Source organism: Vagococcus sp. (assembly GCF_036639995.1).
In the GTDB taxonomy this organism is placed as follows: Bacteria; Bacillota; Bacilli; order Lactobacillales; family Vagococcaceae; genus Vagococcus.
Map to the genome: position 1 here is coordinate 21,491 of NZ_JAVWHO010000003.1, position 21,519 is coordinate 43,009.

General features: G+C 34.8%; 20 protein-coding genes. 18 read left to right on the forward strand and 2 right to left on the reverse strand.

Going from position 1 to position 21,519, the window contains the following annotated elements:
- Positions 1-7 precede the first annotated feature (7 nt).
- From RR554_RS02030 to pcp, 9 genes are all read left to right on the forward strand, one after another.
- Positions 8-1,636 carry a peptide ABC transporter substrate-binding protein gene (locus RR554_RS02030; RefSeq protein WP_332462269.1) on the forward strand — a complete coding sequence of 543 codons (1,629 nt, stop codon included), beginning with the start codon at positions 8-10 and terminating at the stop codon, positions 1,634-1,636.
- Positions 1,637-1,805: 169 nt separating this feature from the next.
- Complete coding sequence (locus tag RR554_RS02035) at positions 1,806-3,170, forward strand: MFS transporter (protein WP_332462270.1); 1,365 nt, start codon at positions 1,806-1,808, stop codon at positions 3,168-3,170.
- A gap of 187 nt (positions 3,171-3,357) precedes the next feature.
- Positions 3,358-4,440 (forward strand): glycine cleavage system aminomethyltransferase GcvT, encoded by a 1,083-nt coding sequence (gcvT, locus tag RR554_RS02040; RefSeq protein ID WP_332462271.1) that lies wholly within the window; start codon positions 3,358-3,360, stop codon positions 4,438-4,440.
- A gap of 27 nt (positions 4,441-4,467) precedes the next feature.
- Positions 4,468-4,848 (forward strand): glycine cleavage system protein GcvH, encoded by a 381-nt coding sequence (gene gcvH / locus RR554_RS02045; RefSeq protein ID WP_332462272.1) that lies wholly within the window; start codon positions 4,468-4,470, stop codon positions 4,846-4,848.
- Between the two features lie 5 nt (positions 4,849-4,853).
- Positions 4,854-6,176 (forward strand): aminomethyl-transferring glycine dehydrogenase subunit GcvPA, encoded by a 1,323-nt coding sequence (gene gcvPA / locus RR554_RS02050; protein ID WP_332467328.1) that lies wholly within the window; start codon positions 4,854-4,856, stop codon positions 6,174-6,176.
- A complete protein-coding gene (gcvPB, locus tag RR554_RS02055) occupies positions 6,173-7,603 on the forward strand; it encodes an aminomethyl-transferring glycine dehydrogenase subunit GcvPB (protein ID WP_332467329.1) in 1,431 nt (476 codons plus the stop codon). Before gcvPA ends, gcvPB begins: the two co-directional genes overlap by 4 nt.
- A 287-nt stretch (positions 7,604-7,890) precedes the next feature.
- Positions 7,891-8,577: a DUF969 domain-containing protein gene (locus tag RR554_RS02060; RefSeq protein ID WP_332462275.1), complete on the forward strand. Its 687-nt coding sequence runs from the start codon at positions 7,891-7,893 to the stop codon at positions 8,575-8,577.
- Positions 8,577-9,500: a DUF979 domain-containing protein gene (locus RR554_RS02065; protein ID WP_332462276.1), complete on the forward strand. Its 924-nt coding sequence runs from the start codon at positions 8,577-8,579 to the stop codon at positions 9,498-9,500. Before RR554_RS02060 ends, RR554_RS02065 begins: the two co-directional genes overlap by 1 nt.
- A 29-nt stretch (positions 9,501-9,529) precedes the next feature.
- Entirely contained in the window at positions 9,530-10,177 is a 648-nt protein-coding gene (pcp, locus tag RR554_RS02070) for a pyroglutamyl-peptidase I (protein WP_332467330.1), read from the forward strand.
- Positions 10,178-10,196: 19 nt separating this feature from the next.
- On the opposite strand, the gene RR554_RS02075 is transcribed toward pcp, so the two are convergent.
- A complete protein-coding gene (locus tag RR554_RS02075; RefSeq protein WP_332467331.1) occupies positions 10,197-11,060 on the reverse strand; it encodes a LysR family transcriptional regulator in 864 nt (287 codons plus the stop codon).
- Between the two features lie 104 nt (positions 11,061-11,164).
- Between RR554_RS02075 and RR554_RS02080 the strand changes: the two genes are divergently transcribed.
- Positions 11,165-11,779: a histidine phosphatase family protein gene (locus tag RR554_RS02080; protein ID WP_332462279.1), complete on the forward strand. Its 615-nt coding sequence runs from the start codon at positions 11,165-11,167 to the stop codon at positions 11,777-11,779.
- Positions 11,780-11,822: 43 nt separating this feature from the next.
- On the opposite strand, the gene RR554_RS02085 is transcribed toward RR554_RS02080, so the two are convergent.
- Positions 11,823-13,112: an alkaline phosphatase family protein gene (locus RR554_RS02085; protein ID WP_332462280.1), complete on the reverse strand. Its 1,290-nt coding sequence runs from the start codon at positions 13,110-13,112 to the stop codon at positions 11,823-11,825.
- 415 nt (positions 13,113-13,527) lie between these two features.
- Here RR554_RS02085 and aroE point away from each other — a divergent pair, with 415 nt between their 5' ends.
- The 8 genes from aroE to pheA are packed head-to-tail and all read left to right on the forward strand — an operon-like array spanning position 13,528 to position 21,498.
- Positions 13,528-14,415 carry a shikimate dehydrogenase gene (gene aroE / locus RR554_RS02090; protein ID WP_332462281.1) on the forward strand — a complete coding sequence of 296 codons (888 nt, stop codon included), beginning with the start codon at positions 13,528-13,530 and terminating at the stop codon, positions 14,413-14,415.
- On the forward strand, positions 14,415-15,449 hold the full coding sequence (aroF, locus tag RR554_RS02095) for a 3-deoxy-7-phosphoheptulonate synthase (RefSeq protein ID WP_332462282.1): 1,035 nt from the start codon (positions 14,415-14,417) through the stop codon (positions 15,447-15,449). Before aroE ends, aroF begins: the two co-directional genes overlap by 1 nt.
- An 11-nt stretch (positions 15,450-15,460) precedes the next feature.
- Positions 15,461-16,525 (forward strand): 3-dehydroquinate synthase, encoded by a 1,065-nt coding sequence (gene aroB, locus RR554_RS02100; protein ID WP_332462283.1) that lies wholly within the window; start codon positions 15,461-15,463, stop codon positions 16,523-16,525.
- 15 nt (positions 16,526-16,540) lie between these two features.
- Positions 16,541-17,707: a chorismate synthase gene (gene aroC / locus RR554_RS02105; protein WP_332467332.1), complete on the forward strand. Its 1,167-nt coding sequence runs from the start codon at positions 16,541-16,543 to the stop codon at positions 17,705-17,707.
- 26 nt (positions 17,708-17,733) lie between these two features.
- Positions 17,734-18,843 carry a prephenate dehydrogenase gene (locus tag RR554_RS02110; protein WP_332462285.1) on the forward strand — a complete coding sequence of 370 codons (1,110 nt, stop codon included), beginning with the start codon at positions 17,734-17,736 and terminating at the stop codon, positions 18,841-18,843.
- 11 nt (positions 18,844-18,854) lie between these two features.
- Entirely contained in the window at positions 18,855-20,144 is a 1,290-nt protein-coding gene (gene aroA / locus RR554_RS02115; RefSeq protein ID WP_332462286.1) for a 3-phosphoshikimate 1-carboxyvinyltransferase, read from the forward strand.
- Positions 20,141-20,656, forward strand: coding sequence for a shikimate kinase (locus tag RR554_RS02120; protein WP_332467333.1), 516 nt, complete (start codon positions 20,141-20,143; stop codon positions 20,654-20,656). The genes aroA and RR554_RS02120 overlap by 4 nt, the downstream gene beginning before the upstream one ends.
- Complete coding sequence (pheA, locus tag RR554_RS02125; protein WP_332467334.1) at positions 20,653-21,498, forward strand: prephenate dehydratase; 846 nt, start codon at positions 20,653-20,655, stop codon at positions 21,496-21,498. Before RR554_RS02120 ends, pheA begins: the two co-directional genes overlap by 4 nt.
- Positions 21,499-21,519 lie beyond the last annotated feature (21 nt).

The window sequence follows — 21,519 nt, forward strand, 5'->3', positions numbered from 1 at the left end:
AGTCATTATGAAGAAAAGATTAGGGATTGTTTTATTAAGTGCGGTGTTTTTATTAGGAGCATGTGGAACAAGTAATAAACAAAAAGAAAAGAATCAAGGATCTAGCCAAGAAATTAATGTGGTTTCAAGCGGTGAATTAGCCACATTAGATAGTGCCCTTTATTCTGATGTCAATAGTTCAGATATGATTGGACAAACAATGGAAGGGTTATACCGATTAGATAAATCAGGCCAGCCAGAGCTTGGTATGGCTAAAGAAGAACCTAAAATTAGCGAGGATGGTCTAACATACACGTTTACTATAAAAGATGATGCGACATGGTCCAATGGAGAAAAAGTTCAGGCAAAAGATTTTGTCTATTCTTTCAAACAAGTTATTGATCCAGCATATGGCTCAACTAGTAGCAATCAAATGGATATTTTCAAAAATGGTCGTCGTATCAGAGAAGGAGAAGCTCCTCTTAGTGAGTTTGGTGTTGTTGCAAAGGATACTAAAACCCTTGAGTTAAACTTAGAGTATCCCGTACCATATTTATCTCAAGTGCTTGTTGGTACACCTTTTATGCCTAAAAATGCGGCATTTTCTGATGAAAAGAAAAAGAATTACGGGACAACGGCAGATGATTTTGTCGGGAACGGGCCATTTGTTATTAAAGGATGGACTGGAACCAATGACACGTGGACACTTGAAAAGAACCCAACTTACTGGGATGCAGATAATGTTACTCTTGAAAAAATAACGGTTCAAGTGGTAAAAGAAGTGGCAACCAGTGTTCAAATGTTTGAAGCAGGTGAGGTCAATTATGCGACACTTGCTGATACTTATGCCAAAGAATATAAAGAATCTAAACAAGCCACTTTTGTTCCAAAAGCAATGGTTGGTTATCTAAGTCCAAACCAAAAACGTGAAGTGACAGGTAATAAAAATATTAGAAAAGCTATTTTACAAGGCATTGATAAAGAGCAATTTGCTTCTGAAATTTTAGGAGACGGTTCAATAGCTTTAAATGGTTTTGTACCTGAAAATTTTGCCTTTTCGCCAAAGGATCAAAAAGATTTTAGAAAAGAAAATGGAGATTTACTTCCTTTTAATAAAAAAGAAGCGAGAAAAAGTTGGGAATTAGGCAAGAAGGAACTAGGTAAAGAAACAATCGAGTTAGAATTAATGTCGGCTGATACAGGAACAGCGAAAAAGACAATTGAATTTGTTCAAGGACAACTTCAAGAAAACTTGCCAGGATTAACAGTGACATTAAAATCAATGCCCCTTCAAAATCGCTTAGAATTACAAAACAAGGGTGAATTTGATTTAGTTTTTGGAACATGGACACCAGATTATGCCGACCCTATTAACTTTTTAGAATTTTATGATTCTAAAGGAGGGTTAAATACGGCGAAATACAATAACCCAGCTTACGATAAAGGACTGCAGGCTGCAAGATTTGAGTTAGCGAAGCAACCAGAAAAAAGATGGGAAGAATTACGTCATTTAGAAAAAATATTAGTTGAAGAAGACGCAGGTGTATTACCGTTATATCAAGGATCAGTTGGTTATTTAACATCAGATAATTTAAAAGGAATAAAAGTTTACCCATTTGGACGAACAGTATCTTATCGATTGGCAGAAGTGAAATAAAAATTAAAAGTAAAAAATACTTTTAATTCTTGACTTTTACTCTATTCTTTCATAAAATGAATAGGAATAAATCGTACAGATAACACAAATTTATTTTGTGTCGAGAGAGAGGCGAAATTTATCACAGGATAAGTTTCGTCTCTTTTTCTGATGTAAAGGAGAGAAAAAAATGGAGACAAAAAAATTTCACGTCAATCTAGCTGTTCTGGCTACGGGAATGATGGCTTTTTCTGGTGTGTTGATTGAAACCGCTATGAATGTTACTTTTCCAACTTTAATTGAGCAATTTGGTATAACAACTAGTCAAGTACAATGGGTAACAACCATTTACTTATTAATGATCTCAATTGTTGTTCCACTTTCATCTTATTTGATGAAAAATTATAGTAAAAGGCAATTATTTATTGCGTCAAGTGTATTTTTTGTAGCCGGCGTATTAGTTGATGCTTTTGCTGTATCATTTAGTATGTTGCTAATCGGCCGCTTGCTTCAAGGTGTGGCAACAGGGATTGCGCTACCTTTAATGTTTAACATTATTTTAACTAAAGTTCCGATAAAAAAACGCGGCATGATGATTGGTATTGGTAACTTAACAACCTCTATCGCCCCAGCTATGGGACCTACATATGGTGGGATGTTAACGACTCAATTTGACTGGACATATATTTACAAATTGTTAATCCCAGTTTTAATTCTTTCAACGTTAATTGGTTTATATGCTATTCCAAAAGAAGAACAACAAAAAACAGATACTATTAATATGAAAGCAGCTGTTTACTTATCAGTGATGTTTACTGGTCTTTTATTCTTCTTTAGTTATTTACAATCACCAGTTGGTTGGATTTCATTAGCAGCCGGTTTAGTTGGTGGATTCTTATTCTATCGTTCAAACAAAGAAAAAGAATTATTGAATTTAGATGTTTTCTCAAACAAAATGTTTACTATTTACTTGATTTCATTTTTAGTGTATCAAATTCTTTTATTAGGAGTATCATTCGTCCTTCCTAACTTTATTCAAATTGTTAGTGATGTACCTGCCTCTCGTGCAGGGTTAATGATGTTCCCAGGAGCGTTAACAGGTGCTTTATTTGCTCCTGTTTCTGGAAAAATTCTAGATAAACTAGGCTTTAAAAAACCGATTGGCCTTGGTATATTATTTGCAGTTGCTGGTTGGTTAAGCTTAATCTTAGTCGTTCAAACAGGAAATATGACCTTAATTACAGCCTCTCATGTCATTTTTATGATTGGTGTTGGTCTTTCTTATAGCAATGTAATGACAGTTGGTTTATCATCTATTGACAAATCATTGCAAGATGATGGTAATGCAATCTTTAGTACCTTACAACAGTTCATGGGTGCTGTTTCAACGTCATTTGTTGCTATCATTGTTGGATTGTTCCAAAATTCAGCAAGTGATTATAAAGCAGGAACAAGTGCAGGATCAAAAGTTGCTCTCATTTGTTTATTCGTCTTATTGATTTTAAGTGGCTTATCTGTCTTTAAGACATTTACAAAAAAATCAGAAACAGTTTAATATGCTATTAAAACAAGAACTCTTTTTAGGGTTCTTGTTTTTTTTATTAAGATTCCTTAAATGAAAGTAAGAACTTCATTAAATATGAACCCAAAATCACTTATAATTTTGTGAAAATATGTTATCATAAATATGTAAAGCGTTTACATTTTATTTGCATTTTTTAAGTATAGAGAGGACGGATATAATGGATAAAAAAACACCACTTTATCAGAATCATGTCGACTTAAAAGGAAAGATTGTTCCTTTTGGTGGCTACTTATTACCTGTACAATACGGCGGAGCTGGCTTAGTTAAAGAGCACATGGCAGTTAGAGAATCAGTGGGAATGTTCGATGTGTCTCATATGGGCGAAATTATTATTCAAGGTTCAGATGCTTTAAAAAATGTTCAACATTTATTCACAAACGATTTTGAGAAAATGAAGGACGGACAAATAAAATATACAGTCATGTTGAATGATTCTGGTGGAATTATTGATGATTTGATTCTTTATAAATATAATGATGAAAAGTATATGGGTGTTGTTAATGCCTCAAATAAAGAAAAAGACTTTGAATGGATAAAAACACATTTAGTAGGTGACGCTCAGGCAATTGATAATTCCGATAATATTGGTCTCATTGCTGTTCAAGGTCCTAATGCAAGAAAATTATTGGAAAAATTAGTTAAACCAGAAGATTTTCCCAATAAATATTATACATTTAAAGAAAATATCATGATTGAAGGAATGCAAGTTGATCTTTCTGAGACAGGTTACACTGGGGAAGAAGGCTTTGAGTTATATACAAAAGCAACAGATGTTGTTGCTATTTGGGAATTATTACTAAAAAATGGTGAAGAGTTTAATATTCAACCATGTGGCTTAGGAGCAAGAGATACCTTACGTCTTGAAGCGGGAATGCCGCTTTATGGCCATGAAATGTCAGAAGTGATTAATCCATTACAAGTTGGGTTACAATTTGCAGTAAAAATGAAAAAAGAAGACTTTATCGGCAAAAAAGAACTAGAAAAAGCTAGTGTTGACCAAGTCAGAGTGGGACTTAAAATTACTGGGAAAGGTATTGTTCGTGAAGAGGTGCCAATTTTCATTGAAGAAAAACAAGTAGGAATCAGCACATCTGGAACACACGCACCATTCTTAGGTTACGCTATTGCAATGGCTTTAATCGACAAAGAGTATTCAGAAATAGGACAAATAGTTGAAGCTGAAGTTAGAGGTAGGAGAATTCAGGCAGAGGTTGTTCCAATGCCGTTCTATAAAAAATAAGAAAACTATTTTTAGGAGGAATTTATTATGTCAAGACCAAAAGAAATCAGTTACTTAGCAACTCACGAATGGGTAAGGTTTTTAGATGATGGAACAGCTCAAGTGGGAATTACAGATTTTGCACAAGAGCAGTTAGGCGATATCGTTTTTGTTGAACTTCCTGAAGTGGGAGCAGAAGTTAAAATGGGAGACCAAGTAGCAGAGGTAGAGTCAGTAAAAACAGTATCAGATATTTACACACCCTTTACTGGAACCATCTCTAAAATAAATGAGAATCTAGATGACGCACCAGAAAGTGTCAACAGTGCACCATTTGAAAATTGGTTATTTGAAGTAACAGGAATTACTGAAAAAGAAGAATTAATTGATTTAGAGGCATACGACAAAGTAGTTGAAGAGGAGGCATAATTTCTATGGGGAACTATAACTATATTCCTTCTAGTCAAAAGGAACAACAAGAATTACTTGATGTTTTAGGACTAGACACGTTAGATGATTTATTTAAAGATATTCCACAAGATTTAAAGATATCCGAGTTAAATATTCCTAATGGAAAGTCAGAAGTTGAGGTTCGCCGAATTTTAGAAAGAATGGCTAATAAGAATCATGTGTTTTCATCTATTTTTAGAGGAGCTGGTTCTTATAATCATTACATTCCTTCAATCGTTAAACAAATTACATTAAAAGAAGAATTTTTAACTGCCTACACACCGTATCAAGCTGAAATAAGCCAAGGTATTTTACAATCTATTTTTGAATTTCAAACAATGGTTACTGAAATTACTGGCATGCCAGTTGCAAATGCATCAGTTTATGACGGGTCAAACGCAGCAGCAGAAGCAACAAATATGTGTATTGACCGAAAAAGAAAGAAAATTCTAGTCTCAATGAGCTCACATCCAATGACAATAGAAACAATTAAAACGTATGCTCATGGCATGGGAACCAAAGTTGAATTAGTACCAACAAAAGAGGGGATTACTGATATTACAGCATTGGAACAACTACTAGATGAGGAAGTAGCTTGTTTTTATGTGGAACAAATTAATTATTTTGGAAACATTGAAGCATGTGAAGCATTATCAGAAGTTGTTCATAATAAAAAGGCTAAATTCATTGTTGCGGTGAAACCAATCGCAAGTGCCATCTTAAAATCGGCCTTTGAGTGTGGTGCTGACATTGCAACTGGGGAAGGTCAAGCACTTGGATTACCGATGAACTTTGGCGGTCCGTACTTAGGTTTTATGGCGACAACAGAAAAATTAACTAGAAAATTACCAGGACGAATTGTTGGTCAAACAACAGATAATAAAGGTGAAAGAGCCTTTGTTTTAACACTTCAAGCAAGAGAACAACATATTCGCCGTGAAAAAGCATCATCTAATATTTGTTCAAACCAAGCCCATTGTGCGTTAACAGCAAGTGTTTATCTATCTGCAATGGGACCAGATGGTTTAAGAGATGTGGCAACACAGTGCTATAGTAAAGCTCATTACCTTCAAAAGGAATTGGCAAAAATTAAAGGTTTTGAACCTGTTTATGAGGTAGCATTTTTCAATGAATTTATGACAAAATCACCAATTGATCCAGTTAAATTAAACGAAAAACTACAAGAAAAAAATATTCTTGGCGGATTACCCATTAATAATAACCTTTTGTGGTGTGTAACTGAATTAAACTCAAAAGAAGATATTGATGAGTTAGTGACAACGTTGAAGGAGGTTACTCAATCATGAAATTAGTTTTTGAAAGAAGCAGTCCTGGAAGAAGAAATGATTTTATTCCAGCGTTAGATGTTGAAAAAGCAGAATTACCTGAAGAACTTGTTAGAAAACAACCTTTACGTTTACCTGAAATTTCTCAAGTAGATATGAGTCGTCATTACACAGAGCTTGCCGATAACAGTTTTGGTGTCAATAATGGCTTTTATCCACTTGGCTCTTGTACGATGAAATATAACCCTAAAATTAATGATGAAATGAGTGGCTTACCAAACTTCGCTCAAATTCACCCGTTTCAGCCAATCGGTACAGCGCAAGGCTCGATGGAAGTTTATTATACAGCTGAAAAGTTATTGACTGAAATTACAGGAATGGATGCAATGACCTTTCAACCAGCAGCAGGTGCCCAAGGAGAATTAACTGGTGTCATGTTAATTAAAGCGTATCATGAAAACAATGGCGACTTTAAACGAAATAAAATTATTGTCCCCGATTCAGCACATGGTACTAATCCCGCGACAGCGTCAATGGTTAATTTTGAAACAATCAATATCCCTTCCAAACCAAACGGGCGAGTAGATCTAGAAAAACTAAAAGAAGCCGTTGGTGAGGATACAGCAGGTGTGATGTTAACTAATCCAAGTACTGTTGGACTTTTTGAGCATGACATTATTGAAATTACAGAAATTATTCATGATGCAGGAGGTCTATGCTATTACGACGGTGCCAACTTAAATGCCATCATGGGAACTGTTAGGCCTGGTGATATGGGATTTGACGTGGTTCATCTAAATATCCATAAAACATTCTCAACACCTCATGGAGGAGGAGGCCCTGGTGCTGGACCTATCGGCTGTAAAGAATTCTTGAAGCCATATCTACCAAATTATCAAGTTATTAAAGTGGGTGATCGGTATGAGTTTGAGATGCCTGAAAAATCAATTGGTCATGTAAAAACGTTCTACGGTCATTTTGCTGTTGTAGTTAGAGCATTAACTTATATTTTAACATTAGGCAAAGAAGGTATCCCACAAGCTTCTAAAACAGCTGTGTTAAATGCTAACTACATGCGCCATGAATTGAAAGACGTTTTTGATATGGCTTATGAAGGCCCATGTATGCATGAATTTGTTATGACACTGGATACATTGAAGAAAGAAACAGGTGTGACAGCATTAGATGTCTCTAAAGCTCTGTTAGATAATGGAATGCATCCACCAACCATGTATTTCCCAGATGTGGTTAAAGAAGCATTAATGATTGAACCAACTGAAACAGAAAGCCGTGAAACTTTAGATAAAGTTGTAGACGTGTTCAAAAAAATTCATCAACAAGCTTATGAAGACGCTGAAGTTATTAAAAACGCTCCAGTTAATACGCTTATTGGACGAGTGGATGAAACAACTGCCGCAAGAAATCCGATTTTAACATATGAATTTTAACGTATCGAAATAGTAACTAAGAGATTGACTTTTGAAAGTTGATCTCTTTTTTTTATATTAAAACTAGATTAGTAAACACTAATATATGGCTCATTTAGTCAAACTACTTCTTTTTCTAATATGCTTTATAACATATTTTTAAAATGTGGGTTTAAGATGAACAATCCTAAACATTTGTTTGGTTGCATTCTCTTTTGTTTTTGTGAAAAAGTATAGTAAAATGTAAAAATGTTACATATTTTTTACTGATAGACATATCAGATGTTAAAAGTGAAGGGGAGAAAAATATGGAGTGGATTAAACTAATTGGTATCGTCATTATTGTTTTAGGATTTATCTTTAAATTTGATACGATAGCAGTGGTGGTTGTTGCAGGACTAGCAACAGCGTTAGTATCAGGTATTACACCTGTTGAATTTTTAGAAGAATTAGGAAAGGCGTTTGTTAGTCAACGAATTGTGACAATCTTTTTTATTACGTTACCTTTAATTGGATTGGCAGAATCTCACGGTTTGAAGGAACAAGCTGTTAACCTAATTAAGAAGATGAAGGGAATCACAACAGGTTGGTTCTTAACGATTTACTTAATCATCCGTGAAGTTGCTGGTGCTTTTTCAATTCGTTTAGGTGGGCATCCGCAATTTGTAAGACCACTTGTTCAACCAATGGCAGAGGCTTCTGCTGAGGCAAAATTTGGTGAACTAGATGAGTCAGATAAAGAAAAAATCAAAGCTAAATCTGCCGCAATGGATAATTACGGAAACTTTTTTGGTCAAAATACGTTCATGAGTGCCGGTGGTGTTTTACTTATCGTTGGTACATTAGATCAAATGGGTTATAAAGTGTCAGGATTAGATATTGCTAAGGCTTCTGTTCCGATTGCTGTCATTATGATTGCAGTGGGTGTCGTTTCAAATCTTATTTTTGATAAGCAATTAGCTGGTAAATATAAACGCAAAGGAGAGAACAACTAATGGAAACTTTTTTTAATAATTTGTTAGAGTTCTTTTTTATCCTGATTGGGCTGCAATTAATTTATACAGCATACAAAGTGTTTATAAATAAAAGTAACACAAAACATGTCGGATCAGCATTGTTCTGGTTAGATTTAGGTATTTTGTTTATGTTAGGAAAATTCATTCCGCCAATGGTAAGTGGTCTTTTAGTCGTTCTTTTAGGTGTTATTTCTTTATTTAGACAATTTGAAATTAGTCAATTTAAACCATTTAAACAAGAAAAACTTGAAAATGATGCAAAAAGATTTGGAAACAAAATTTTTATACCTGTTTTATCATTAGCAGTTATTTCTGTGTTACTTGCTATGACAATTAAAGAATCAAGTACCTCAGCAATTGGTGTTGCTGCTATTGTTGGTGTTATTTTAGCTATGGCTATTTTCAAATCAAAACCAAAAGAAGTAATTGAAGAAAGTGACCGTATGATTCAAACAATGGGAACATCAGGGATTTTACCCCAATTATTAGCTGCTTTAGGAGCTATTTTTACCATTGCTGGTGTGGGAGATGTTATTTCCCAACTTATTGGTGGTTTTGTACCAGAGGGCAATCGATTAGCAGGAGTTATTGCTTATGTTTTAGGTATGGTTGTCTTTACAATGATTATGGGAAATGGCTTTGCTGCGTTTACAGTTATTACAGCAGGTGTTGGTCTTCCTTTTGTGATCGCTCAAGGAGCAGACCCGGCAATTGCAGGGGCTCTTGCCTTAACAGCAGGTTATTGTGGAACGTTGTTAACGCCTATGGCTGCTAACTTTAATGTGTTGCCAGCATCACTACTTGAGATGAAGAATCCAAATGGTGTAATAAAAGAGCAAGTTCCTGTTGCAGTTTTGATGATTATTGTTCATATAGCTTTGATGTATTTTTGGGCATTTTAATTAAATTAATTTGAAAAGGAAGAGATAAGATGAAAATATTAGTCACAGGCTTTGACCCATTTGGAAATGATACAATGAATCCAGCAATTGAAGCTGTTAAGCGTTTGCCAGATTCAATTAATGGAGCAACTATTATTAAATTAGAAATTCCAACGGTTTTTGGCAAAAGTGCTGATGTTGTGCGTGAAGCAATGAGTCAACATGACGTGGATTACGTCTTAAATATTGGTCAAGCAGGTGGTCGTTTTGATTTAACACCAGAACGTGTAGCTATTAATTTAGATGATGCCCGTATTCCTGACAATGAAAAAAATCAACCGATTGATGTTCCTATAAAAAAAGATGGTGAATCTGCTTATTTTTCTCAACATCCTGTTAAGGCTATGGTAACAGCAATCAAAAAGGCTGGATTACCAGCCTCAGTATCTAATTCTGCTGGAACATTTGTTTGTAATCATATTATGTATCAATCTTTATATCTGACTCACAAAGAATTTCCAAAAGCAAAAGCTGGTTTTATGCATGTACCGTTCTTACCAGAACAAGTTTTAGAACGTCCAGGCATGCCTGCAATGAGCCTGGAAGACATAACACGAGGCATTGTCGCTGCGATTGAAGCTATTGTCTCTTTTGATGGAAAAGAAGATTTAAAAGTAATTGGTGGTCAAACTCACTAAAAAAACAGAGGTCGACATTTTAGTCGGTCTCTGTTTTTTGTTTAAATTGTTGAATTATCTGAATAATAAATTGATTCGTAGGTAGTTTTTCATGATAATACAAATAAAAAGGGCGTGGATCAAATTGTATGGTCTCGATTGATATTTGTTTGAGTTTATTTGTATTAATAGATTGTTGAGCACTTATTTTGGAGCAAAGATAGATGCCATTTCCATATTCACATGCAAGAAGTGCATCTGCATGAGACGTTACTTCAACTGAGTAAGATACTTCAAAAGAAAAGCACGAATTTAAAAGCTGTTGTAAAGAACTTCCAGATTCTCGTTGAATAAATTGATGGGATAGGACGTCTTTTAGTGATAAGTTCTCATTACAATAATTAGGTTTAGCAACAAAAATCAATTCATCCTCAAAAAGAAATTCTTTTTTTATTTCTTTTAAATAGGAAGAATTCGGTAAGATAGCCATATCTAATTGATGATTAAGCAATAATTCTTGAATCTGTTTGGTATTATCGGTTGTTAATTGTAAGTTGACATGTTGAGATGAGTCGGGAGTAAGAATTGATTTAAGAACGTCTTGGCTATTTAATTGTGTGGAACCTATTCGTAAAACGTGTTTTTGACTTTGGTTCATTAATAAACGTTCAATTTTTTTCTCCTGTTGAAATAATGGTGTGCACTCATTGATTAATTCTTTACCAAAATCAGTTAAAACAATGTGTCTTCCATTTTTTTTAACGAGCTGTGTGCCATATTCTTTTTCAATATTTTTAATGTGTTTAGTCAAAGCAGGCTGGCTAATATGAAGAGCTTGACTTGCTTTGGTTAATGTTTCGTAGTGTGATGCCTCATAAAAATAACGTAAAGCATTCAGATTCATGATAACCTCCTATAACTTTTTGTTATAAATCGTGTTGATAAATGTATTATAAACTATTTCCTTTTTATTTTAAAATGTAAATAGAATCATAAAGGAGTTTTTTAATGAAAACAACACTATATTTTATTAGACATGGACAAACAGAATGGAATAAAATGCAAAAAATGCAAGGTTGGCTTAATTCAGATTTAACAGAAACCGGTTTAATGCAAGCCACATTACTTGGAGAAAAATTATTTCAAGAAAAAATAAAGATAGATAAATTATATACAAGTCCAAGCCTTCGAGCCTGCCAAACAAGAGACCTTGTTAACAAAAAAATACAGGCGTCACCATTTGAAAATTCTGCATTGCAAGAGATTAACATGGGACTTTGGGAAGGCAAAACATATGAAGAGATTGAAAAAAACTATCCTGAGAGCTGGAACAACTTTTGGCACCATCCAGAAGCGTTTAATGGAGAAAATGAAGGGGAAACATTTGACGAATTAATGAAAAGAAGCAGTCAATTTTTAGAACAGATACTTTCTGATTGCAAAGGTGAAACGATAGGTATTGTATCTCACCGAATCACTATAAAAACGATGGTGGCTTATTTGTTAAAGATGCCCATTCAAAAACTAGAAGATGTAGAACCAAACAGTTTAACTAAGATAGCCATTGATGGAGATAAAGTGACGTTACTAACTTATAGTGATATCAGTCATTATTCAAAATAAAAAAAGCAAAGAGGTCAACTTTTTAGTCGAGCCTCTTTGATTTTTATTTAAAGACCGAATCAATACAAGTTCCATCTGTATTTTTAGGGAAATCTTTTAGACCAAGTAATTTGGCAAAGGTAGGTGCTTCATCAATTAATCTAGCCTTTTCAATTGTTTGGTTTTCTTTAATGCTAGGTCCATAAAAACAAACAGTTGTTTCATAGTTAGGTTTTTTAGGACTAAAGCCGTGAACACCAAAATAGCGGTTAAGTTTTCCAATTTCAGTCTTTTCGACTTGATGTATAACCTCTCCATCTGCTTCGTCATTAAAATAAAAGCCAGATTTAGCTTCAACCATCCAAGTTGCTCTTTCATCAGCACCCATAGCGGTTGCTTCTTCTGAAGAGTATATATGTTCAATCCCATCAACAGTCATAATTTCTTGATAAATTTCTTCAGGTCTAATTTGACTGTGTTGTTTGCAGTAAACATATGTAGAACCATCACAACTTTTCGCATATACTTGCCAATTGTTTTTAATCGCTCCATTTGGCTTCATTTCAGCCCATCCTTTTTTAACAAACAAAGCGTTAAGTTTGATCATTTTATCAACATCAATTTGATAGTGATCACCAAGGACAACAAAATTGGTATTTTCAAAGGTTCCATTTGATTTAGTAGCATCAATAATTTTTTTTAGCCGTGCATCTTGTCTTTTTAAAGCATCAACAGCTTCTTTTGATTGAACGCCATAAGCATGACGCATACTGTCCATATCCACTAAATGAATTAAGGTTAGATCTGGTTTTTTATTTGTTATCGTGTCAATGGCACATGCTGTCACAAAATCATCCAAATAAGGTTGCATAATCCCTTTTCGCAAATGCCCGTATTTTTGATTCATTGCCATTAAAAATAGAGGAGAGCTTGCTTTTAAAGAAATCATGACTTGATTAGTCCAAATACGATTTGGAAAAATTTCTGCAATATTGTAATCAATGGAGCTACTTGCAGTAACAGGCCAAAGAAAAGCAGCCGTTTTTAATCCAGCTTTTTTAGCGACATCATAAACGGTAGGTACTTTGATTTCATTATCATACCAATACCAATCAGGAGATAAACGGGTTGATTGAATTTTTGTGTTATTAATAATTCCGTGGTGCTTAGGATACATCCCTGTCATTAAGGTGACGTGAGAGGGATAAGTTAAGGTTGGATAGATGCCATCAATTTTTTTGACATGGGTTCCGCCCTCGATTAATGACGCAATAGTGGGGAGTTCTTCTTTATGTAAGTCAATGTCAATCGCTCCAAGCGCATCGATTGATACAATAATTAATTTAGGTTTCAACTTTTACACCGTCCTTTGTTTAGTATTATAACAAAAAAGTCTTTTTAGAAAAAATAAATTGACAAGTTTTTTTTTTATGGGTATACTGTGTTCAATTATTAAATAAAACACGTTGGAGTGAACGACATGAATCAAACAATTAATCGTCAAACCTCACAACTGAATAACTTTTACTTTAGCTATTATAGATTGTGTTTGTAACCATGACAAATGGATACAAACAATTACAGTTTGTATCTATGAGGGCTAAAGAACTTTAACTTGACTTTAAAGTGCCGCATAGATGATTAAAAATCTATAGCGGCTTTTCTTTTTATATCGAATATTTTATTCAAAAAAGACGGTAACTGTAGATTTGATGAATCAATCTATGCAAAGTTATCGTCTTTTATTTTGTAATTAGGGAGGAGTCACAATGGAAAAATCAATTTCGGGATATACAAAATTAGCAGGTGTCATAGCTAAACCAATTAAACACAGCTTGTCACCGCTCATACATAATACGGGGTATCGCGCGTTAACTATTGACGCTGTTTATTTAGCCTTTGAGGTGGAGGAGACAGAGTTTGATCAAGCACTTGATGCCGTCAAAACATTTGACATGTTAGGGGTTAATCTTTCGATGCCCTATAAACAAAAAGGTTATGATAGATGTGACACCTTATCAGAAAGTGCTAAACTAATCGGAGTCGTCAATACCATTGTTCAAAGAAACGGACAGTTTCATGGGTATAATACAGATGGTATTGGTTTTATTGAAAGTTTAATAGATGAAGGAATCTCAATCAATAACCAAACACTAACTATTCTTGGTGCAGGAGGTGCTGCAAAAGCAGTTATCTGTCAATGTGCTTTAGATGGTATTAAAGAAATCAATGTGTTTAAGAGAAATAATCACTCATTTAATCATGTACAAAAAGAATTAGCAGATATTTCTACACAAACCAATACGGTAATTAATGTTTTTGATTATGCTGATAAAAAATTGATGGAAGATATCATTTCTAAAAGTGATATTCTAGTGAATGCCACTCAAATAGGCATGGGAGACAACTTTGATTTGCCAATAGGAGATAACGTAAAACTAACAGAGCAACACGTTGTAGTGGATTTAATTTATCATCCACTAGAAACACCCTTGTTAAAATTAGCTAGGGCAAATGACGCTGTCGTAATTAACGGCTTAGGTATGTTAGTGCATCAAGCAGCGTATGCATTCGAATTAATGACTCAAGAAAAAATGCCAATAAAGATAATTTCGGAACGACTTATAGAAGAACTTAATGACAAGGAGAGAGAATAATGATTGTAATAATGAAACCAGAAGCTACGAAAGAACAGGTTAACGCCGTTATTAAAAGAGTAAAAGAAGAGGGATTAGAAGTACATTTAAGTGAAGGAAAAGATCAAACTATTATCGGTTTAGTAGGCAACACAGAAAAAATGATAGATGTTCCTTTTAGGGGATTTGATGGGGTGTCAGATACTGTGAAAATTACAAGTAGTTACAAATTAACAAGTCGTGAGTTTCATCCAACTGATACAGTAGTTGATGTTGATGGTTTAAAAATTGGGGGAGACGAAGCTTTCGTAACAATGGCTGGTCCTTGTTCTATTGAAGGATTAGATCAAATTATGACATGTGCCAGAATTGCCAAAGAAGGTGGCGCGACTGTTCTGCGAGGTGGAGCGTTTAAACCAAGAACTTCTCCTTATGCGTTTCAAGGATTAGAAGAAGAAGGTTTGAAATATATCAGAGAAGCTGCAGATAAATATGATCTTAAAGTAATCACAGAGGTGATGGATGAAGCTAATTTAGAATTGGTTGCTAAATACACTGATATTTTACAAATTGGCGCAAGAAACATGCAAAACTTTAAATTACTGCAAGCTGTTGGAAAAACAGGACTACCTGTTGCTTTAAAACGAGGCATCTCAGGAACGATTGATGAATGGTTAAATGCCGCTGAGTATATTGCAGCAGAAGGTAATCAAAAAGTGATTTTTGTGGAGCGAGGTATTAGAACTTATGAAACAGCGACAAGAAATACACTAGATTTAAGTGCAGTACCAGTCATTCAAAAAATGAGCCACTTTCCAATTATCGTAGACCCAAGTCATGGCGTTGGTGTTTGGGATTATGTGACAGCAATGGCTGTTGCAGGTGTTGCTAGTGGAGCTTCTGGCATGATTGTTGAAATTCATCCAGAGCCAAGTAAAGCATGGTCAGATGGTCAGCAATCATTAAATGAAAAACGCTACCTAAATATGATGGAGCAAATTCACGTGATGGAAAAAGCGATGAAAGATGTTAAACAAATTCGCGAAAAAATTTAAGGAGGTTTGTCATGAAGCTAAGTGTCAATTTACCAACTAAAACTTATGAATTATTGATTGAAAAAGGAGCATTAGACCATGTTGGAAGTTGGGTCAGAAAATTATGGCAACCTCAAAAAATTGTAATTATCACTGATGAAACAGTGAATGACCTTTACGGGAAAAAAGTTAAAAATGCCATTCAAGATGAAGGCTTTAATGTTTCCGTAGTGACGATTAAACCAGGTGAGACAAGTAAAAATTTAGAAGAAGCTCAAAAGCTATATCGCTATTTAGCTGAAAAAGAAATGACTCGAAAAGACGGCATTGTTATTTTAGGTGGCGGTGTTGTTGGCGATTTAGGTGGTTTTGTGGCTTCAACATATATGAGAGGGCTCCATTTCTTACAAATACCAACAACTTTGCTTGCTCAAGTGGATAGCAGTATAGGTGGAAAAACAGCCGTTAATACATCAGTAGCCAAAAATTTGGTTGGAACATTTGCTCAACCAGATGGTGTATTGATTGATCCAAATACATTATTAACCTTGGAAAAAAGACGTGTTAGAGAAGGTCTTGCTGAGGTAGTTAAATCAGCAGCTATTGCGGATACAGAACTTTGGGCATTACTTGATACCTTAAAAGATGAAGACGACGCCTTAAGTTTTTCAGAAGAGATCATTTACGCCTGTTGTCAAATTAAGGGACAGGTTGTTGAAGAAGATGAGAAAGACACAGGTATCCGCTTAATTTTAAATTATGGTCACACCATTGGTCACGCAATTGAGCAAACTTGTGGCTACGGTGTTGTGACTCACGGAGAGGCTGTAGCAATTGGTATGAGCCAAATAACAAAAAATGCGGAAAAGATTGGAACAATGCCTAAAGGAATATATCAACAATTAGTCAGCATGCTTCAAAAATTTCATTTACCAACACATTTAGATGATTGGGAAGCAGAATCGCTATATAAAGCATTGATCCACGATAAGAAAACACAAGGAAATAACATTCGAATTATTTTGCTTGAAGGGCTAGGTAAAGCAAAAATTGAAACCATTCAAATAGAAGATATGAAACAGTATTTAAAAAAATAGATAGGGGAAATGAGTATGAGATTTGTGACAGCCGGAGAATCCCACGGACCAGAATTAACAACGATTATTGACGGTTTACCAGCAGGCATTCCTATTTCAGTAGACGAAATTAACCATGAATTGAAACGACGTCAAGGTGGCTACGGTCGAGGTGGTCGAATGTTGATTGAAAAAGATACCGTCGAAATTACATCAGGTATTAGACATGGAAAAACATTAGGATCTCCTATTACCTTAATAGTAAAAAATGATGATTTTAAAAACTGGGAAACGGTGATGGGGCATGAACCAGTCGATGAACGAGCTAAAAAAATGCGTCGTTTGTCAAAACCTAGACCAGGACACGCTGATTTAGTAGGGGGAATTAAGTATGAACATGATGATTTAAGAAATGTTCTTGAACGCTCTTCAGCACGTGAAACGACAATGCGAGTAGCAGTTGCTGCCATTTGTAAACAATTGTTAAAAGAATTAGATATTGAAGTTGCAAGTCACGTTCTAGAAATCGGTGGTGTGCGTGGAGAAATCCCGCAAGAGATGACAGTTCAAGAAATTCGTGAAAAGGCAGAAAACTCATCTGTTCGTTGTGTTGATCCTAACATTGAAGAAAAAATGAAAGAAAAAATAGATGAAACAAAAAGAGAAAAAAATACAATTGGTGGTGTAGTTGAAGTCGTAGCAGGTGGAGTACCAGTTGGCTTAGGAAGTTATACGCAGTGGGATGCCAAACTTGACGGAAAAATTGCTCAAGCAATTGTATCAATCAATGCGTTTAAAGGTGTTGAATTTGGTGTTGGCTTTGAAGCAGCCAGACTTTACGGTAGTGAAGTGATGGATGAAATTGTTTGGAGTAAGGAGAAAGGTTACACGCGTAACAGCAATCATCTAGGTGGCTTTGAAGGTGGCATGACTAATGGGATGCCAATTGTTGTTCGAGGTGTGATGAAACCAATCCCTACGTTGTATAAGCCATTAAATTCGGTTGATGTTGATACAAAAGAGCCGTTTAAAGCTAGTGTAGAAAGATCCGATAGTTCAGCAGTTCCAGCTGCCTGTGTGGTTGCTGAAGCGATGGTTATTATTGAACTAGCGAAAGCAATGGTCGATAAATTTGAAAGTGATTCTTTTAACCGAATGAAAAATGAGGTAAAACGATACCGTGAGTACACGCTTAATTTTTAATGTTAAATTAAGAAAGGAGACTCATGATGAAAAAAATTGAAAATATTTTAATTATTGGTGTTGGTCTAATCGGAGCATCACTTGCTCGCTCGATAAAAGCGGCTCATCCTGACATATTTATCAATGGATATAGCCATGATGAAAAAGAAATAGTCGGAGCTAAAGATTTAGGGATTATTGATGACGGAGGGACATGTTTAAAACAAGGTGCCGAAGTAGCTGATGTTATTTTTTTCTGTACACCTGTTAAAGTTACATTAGCTTTAATGGAGGAAGTTAATTCATTTAATTTAAAAAGTGATGTTCTTTTAACAGATGTTGGAAGTACAAAACAGGAAATTCTAGAGCAAGCTCAAATTTTTGAAAAGAACAATCGCGTATTTATTGGAGGGCATCCAATGGCAGGTTCACATAAATCAGGTTTTTTAGCAGCTGATAAAGACCTATTTGAAAATGCATATTACATCTTAGTTCCAATAAATCAAAAACAGCAAAAAGAAGTGGTGACTCTTCAATTTTTATTAAAGGGAACTCATGCAAAGTTTATAGAATTAACCGCTAAGGAACATGATGAAATGACTGCAGTTTTAAGTCATATGCCTCATCTTTTAGCCTCACAATTAGTTGAGCGTGCTGAAGAATTAATGATACTTTTTCCAGAATCACGAAAATTAGCAGCGGGTGGTTTTCGTGATATTACACGAATTGCTTCTTCAAACCCGAAAATGTGGACAGACATATCAGTCAGTAACAGTAATATTTTAGCGAGTGAAATTGATCGGTGGTTAGTTAATTTGACTGAGTTAAAGAAGCGAATTATTGATAAAAATGAACAAGCTCTTTTTGCCTTCTTTAAAGAGGCAAAAGACGCACGAGACAGTATTCCAGTCCATAAAGAAGGTAGCATTCCTGGCTTTCATGATATTTATGTTAATGTTCCAGACTATCCAGGAGCTATCGCTGAGGTGACAGCAGTTTTAGCAGAGGCAAAAATTAGTTTGATAAATATTAAAATTATGGAAACTAGAGACGATATTTTTGGGATTCTACGAATTTCCTTTAAAAATGAAAGAGATGCGACGATTGCCATGGATTGTCTTAATAAAAAAACAACATACACAAGTTTTATTAGTTAGGGGGAAAGAGGATGAAATTAACAACAAATGCTGCCTCATTAAATGGTGTCATTTTAGTACCGGGTGATAAATCAATTTCACATCGAAGCATCATGTTTGGTTCTCTAGCCAAAGGTGTGACAACTATCAAACACTTTCTAAGGGCTGATGATTGTTTAGATACATTAAAAATATTTCAACAATTAGGTGTTCCAATTTATGATGATGGCGTGACGGTAACAATTGAAGGCGTTGGTATGTCAGGTTTAAAACAACCAAAAGAGACCTTGGACGTTGGAAATTCAGGAACAACGATTCGTTTGTTAATGGGAATTCTTTCTGGACAAAATTTGTCAGTTAAACTGACAGGAGATGCCTCAATTCAAAAACGTCCAATGAATCGTGTTATGCTTCCGTTAAGGCAAATGGGAGCAGACATAAAAGGGAATGACGAATCAGAATTTCCACCAATAAAAGTGATTGGCTCGCCTCATCTCAAGTCTATTGAGTATAAGTTGCCCGTTGCTAGTGCTCAGGTTAAATCAGCTCTGATTTTTGCCGCCCTTCAAGCATCAGGAGAAACAAAGCTTATTGAAAAAGAAAAAACAAGAAATCACACAGAAACAATGATACGTCAATTTGGAGGACAAATTGAGGTGGATGGAAAAGAAATTACACTTAGTGGAAATCAAAGCTTTACAGCTCAAGATGTTCTTGTGCCAGGAGATATTTCTTCTGCTGCTTTTTTTATGGCAGCAGGATTACTTGTTCCAAATAGTCGTATCGTCCTTAAAAATGTTGGTTTAAGCCATACGCGAACAGGGATTATTGATGTGATTAAGCAAATGGGCGGAAAAATTGAGTTAACGGATATTGATGATGTGAATGAATCTGGAACAATTATCGTCGAATCAAGCCAATTGGTTGCTACAGAAATTAGTGGAGACATTATTCCCAGATTAATTGATGAAATCCCTGTAATTGCTCTTCTTGCTACTCAAGCAAAAGGAACAACTGTGATAAAAGATGCTGAGGAACTAAAAGTAAAAGAAACGGATCGAATAGTTGCTGTATCTGATGAATTAAATAAGTTAGGTGCTAATATCAAACCAACCAAAGACGGTTTTATTATTCAAGGAGGAACACCACTAAAAGGAGCTAAAGTCACAAGTTACGGTGATCATAGAATTGGTATGATGCTACAAGTCGCTGCTCTTTTAGTAGAAAAAGGCGAAGTCATTTTAGAAAAAAGTGATGCCATTTCTGTTTCTTATCCTGATTTTTTTAAAGACTTAAATCACTTATTAGGTGAAAAAAAATGAAGCCAGTTATTTTAATCGGTTTTATGGGGTCAGGTAAATCAACAATTGGAAAAAATCTAGCAAATAAATTAAATCTTGAATTAAAAGAAATGGACCAACTGATTGAGAAAAGATTAGAAATGTCTATTGCAAAGCTATTTGAAACAAAAGGTGAAGATTTTTTTAGAAATGCTGAACACCATTTATTGAAAGAAGTTATTAGTAGTGAAGGTGTTATTGCTACTGGTGGCGGGGTAATTGTGCATGAAAAAAACCAAGAGATACTTCAAAATAGTGATCAAGTTATTTATTTAAATGGTCAAATCGAGACGCTATATGAACGAATTACACAAGATAAAATAAATAATAGACCTCTTGCCGATTCTGTGAATCAAACAGAATTACTGTCTTTATTAACTACTAGAAAAAAGGACTATGAAAAAGCAGCCAATTTAATTGTTAATATTGATGAAAAAACAGTGGATGAAATCACACAAGAGATTTTGATTTGGTTAAGGGAGGAAGCTCAATGAAAGTCGGCTATTTAGGACCAAAAGGATCGTTTACTTATCTAGCAGCTTCGAATGTGTTTACCCAAGCTGAAAAATTACCCTTTTCAACAATTGTGAATGTGTTAAAAGAAGTAGAAACAGGAGCCATTGATTGGGGTGTTGTTCCCATTGAAAATTCAATTGAGGGAACAGTCAACCAAACCTTGGATTTTTTGTATCATTATTCTACTTGCCAAATCCAAGGTGAAGTCGTACTACCAATTGAGCAAAATTTATTAGTCCATTCTAATTGGATGAATGCACTAAATAAGATAGATACAGTCATGTCTCATCCGCAAGCTTTGGCACAAACACAAATGTTTTTATCTGAACACTTTAAAAACATCCCACAAAAATTGATGGACTCAACGACGCAAGCAGCAAAGTGGGTCAGTGAAAATTCTGATAAACCAACATTAGCTATTGCATCAAAAGAAGCAGCTAACATGTATGGATTAGAAGTTGTTTATGAAAATATTCAAGATATCACAGCTAATCACACGCGCTTTTGGATTGTAGGTAACAAAAAATTATCGCTTGAATACACATCAAAAAAGCAATCAATTGGTGTCAGAATGAAGAAAAATGAATCTGGTAATTTACACAAAATACTATCAGCTTTTAGTTGGCGTGACATAAACTTGTTAAAAATCGAATCAAGGCCTATGAAAACAATGTTAGGTGAGTATTTCTTCTTAATTGATATTGAGGTAAATAATCAAAAATTAATAGATTTAGCTGTTGAAGAAATTACTGAACTTGGTGGAGAAGTCAAACTTCTTGGAAGTTACCCAGTTTGTCTAAAAATTTGTTATTTAGTGTAAAAAAATCATAAGAATTCAAAA

Bases quoted from the DNA above. Each gene is read 5' to 3' on its own strand.
- RR554_RS02030 (WP_332462269.1), top strand. From the start codon at position 8: ATGAAGAAAAGATTAGGGATTGTTTTATTAAGTGCGGTGTTTTTATTA.
- RR554_RS02035 (WP_332462270.1), top strand. From the start codon at position 1,806: ATGGAGACAAAAAAATTTCACGTCAATCTAGCTGTTCTGGCTACGGGA.
- gcvT (WP_332462271.1), top strand. From the start codon at position 3,358: ATGGATAAAAAAACACCACTTTATCAGAATCATGTCGACTTAAAAGGA.
- gcvH (WP_332462272.1), top strand. From the start codon at position 4,468: ATGTCAAGACCAAAAGAAATCAGTTACTTAGCAACTCACGAATGGGTA.
- gcvPA (WP_332467328.1), top strand. From the start codon at position 4,854: ATGGGGAACTATAACTATATTCCTTCTAGTCAAAAGGAACAACAAGAA.
- gcvPB (WP_332467329.1), top strand. From the start codon at position 6,173: ATGAAATTAGTTTTTGAAAGAAGCAGTCCTGGAAGAAGAAATGATTTT.
- RR554_RS02060 (WP_332462275.1), top strand. From the start codon at position 7,891: ATGGAGTGGATTAAACTAATTGGTATCGTCATTATTGTTTTAGGATTT.
- RR554_RS02065 (WP_332462276.1), top strand. From the start codon at position 8,577: ATGGAAACTTTTTTTAATAATTTGTTAGAGTTCTTTTTTATCCTGATT.
- pcp (WP_332467330.1), top strand. From the start codon at position 9,530: ATGAAAATATTAGTCACAGGCTTTGACCCATTTGGAAATGATACAATG.
- RR554_RS02075 (WP_332467331.1), bottom strand. From the start codon at position 11,060: ATGAATCTGAATGCTTTACGTTATTTTTATGAGGCATCACACTACGAA.
- RR554_RS02080 (WP_332462279.1), top strand. From the start codon at position 11,165: ATGAAAACAACACTATATTTTATTAGACATGGACAAACAGAATGGAAT.
- aroE (WP_332462281.1), top strand. From the start codon at position 13,528: ATGGAAAAATCAATTTCGGGATATACAAAATTAGCAGGTGTCATAGCT.
- aroF (WP_332462282.1), top strand. From the start codon at position 14,415: ATGATTGTAATAATGAAACCAGAAGCTACGAAAGAACAGGTTAACGCC.
- aroB (WP_332462283.1), top strand. From the start codon at position 15,461: ATGAAGCTAAGTGTCAATTTACCAACTAAAACTTATGAATTATTGATT.
- aroC (WP_332467332.1), top strand. From the start codon at position 16,541: ATGAGATTTGTGACAGCCGGAGAATCCCACGGACCAGAATTAACAACG.
- RR554_RS02110 (WP_332462285.1), top strand. From the start codon at position 17,734: ATGAAAAAAATTGAAAATATTTTAATTATTGGTGTTGGTCTAATCGGA.
- aroA (WP_332462286.1), top strand. From the start codon at position 18,855: ATGAAATTAACAACAAATGCTGCCTCATTAAATGGTGTCATTTTAGTA.
- RR554_RS02120 (WP_332467333.1), top strand. From the start codon at position 20,141: ATGAAGCCAGTTATTTTAATCGGTTTTATGGGGTCAGGTAAATCAACA.
- pheA (WP_332467334.1), top strand. From the start codon at position 20,653: ATGAAAGTCGGCTATTTAGGACCAAAAGGATCGTTTACTTATCTAGCA.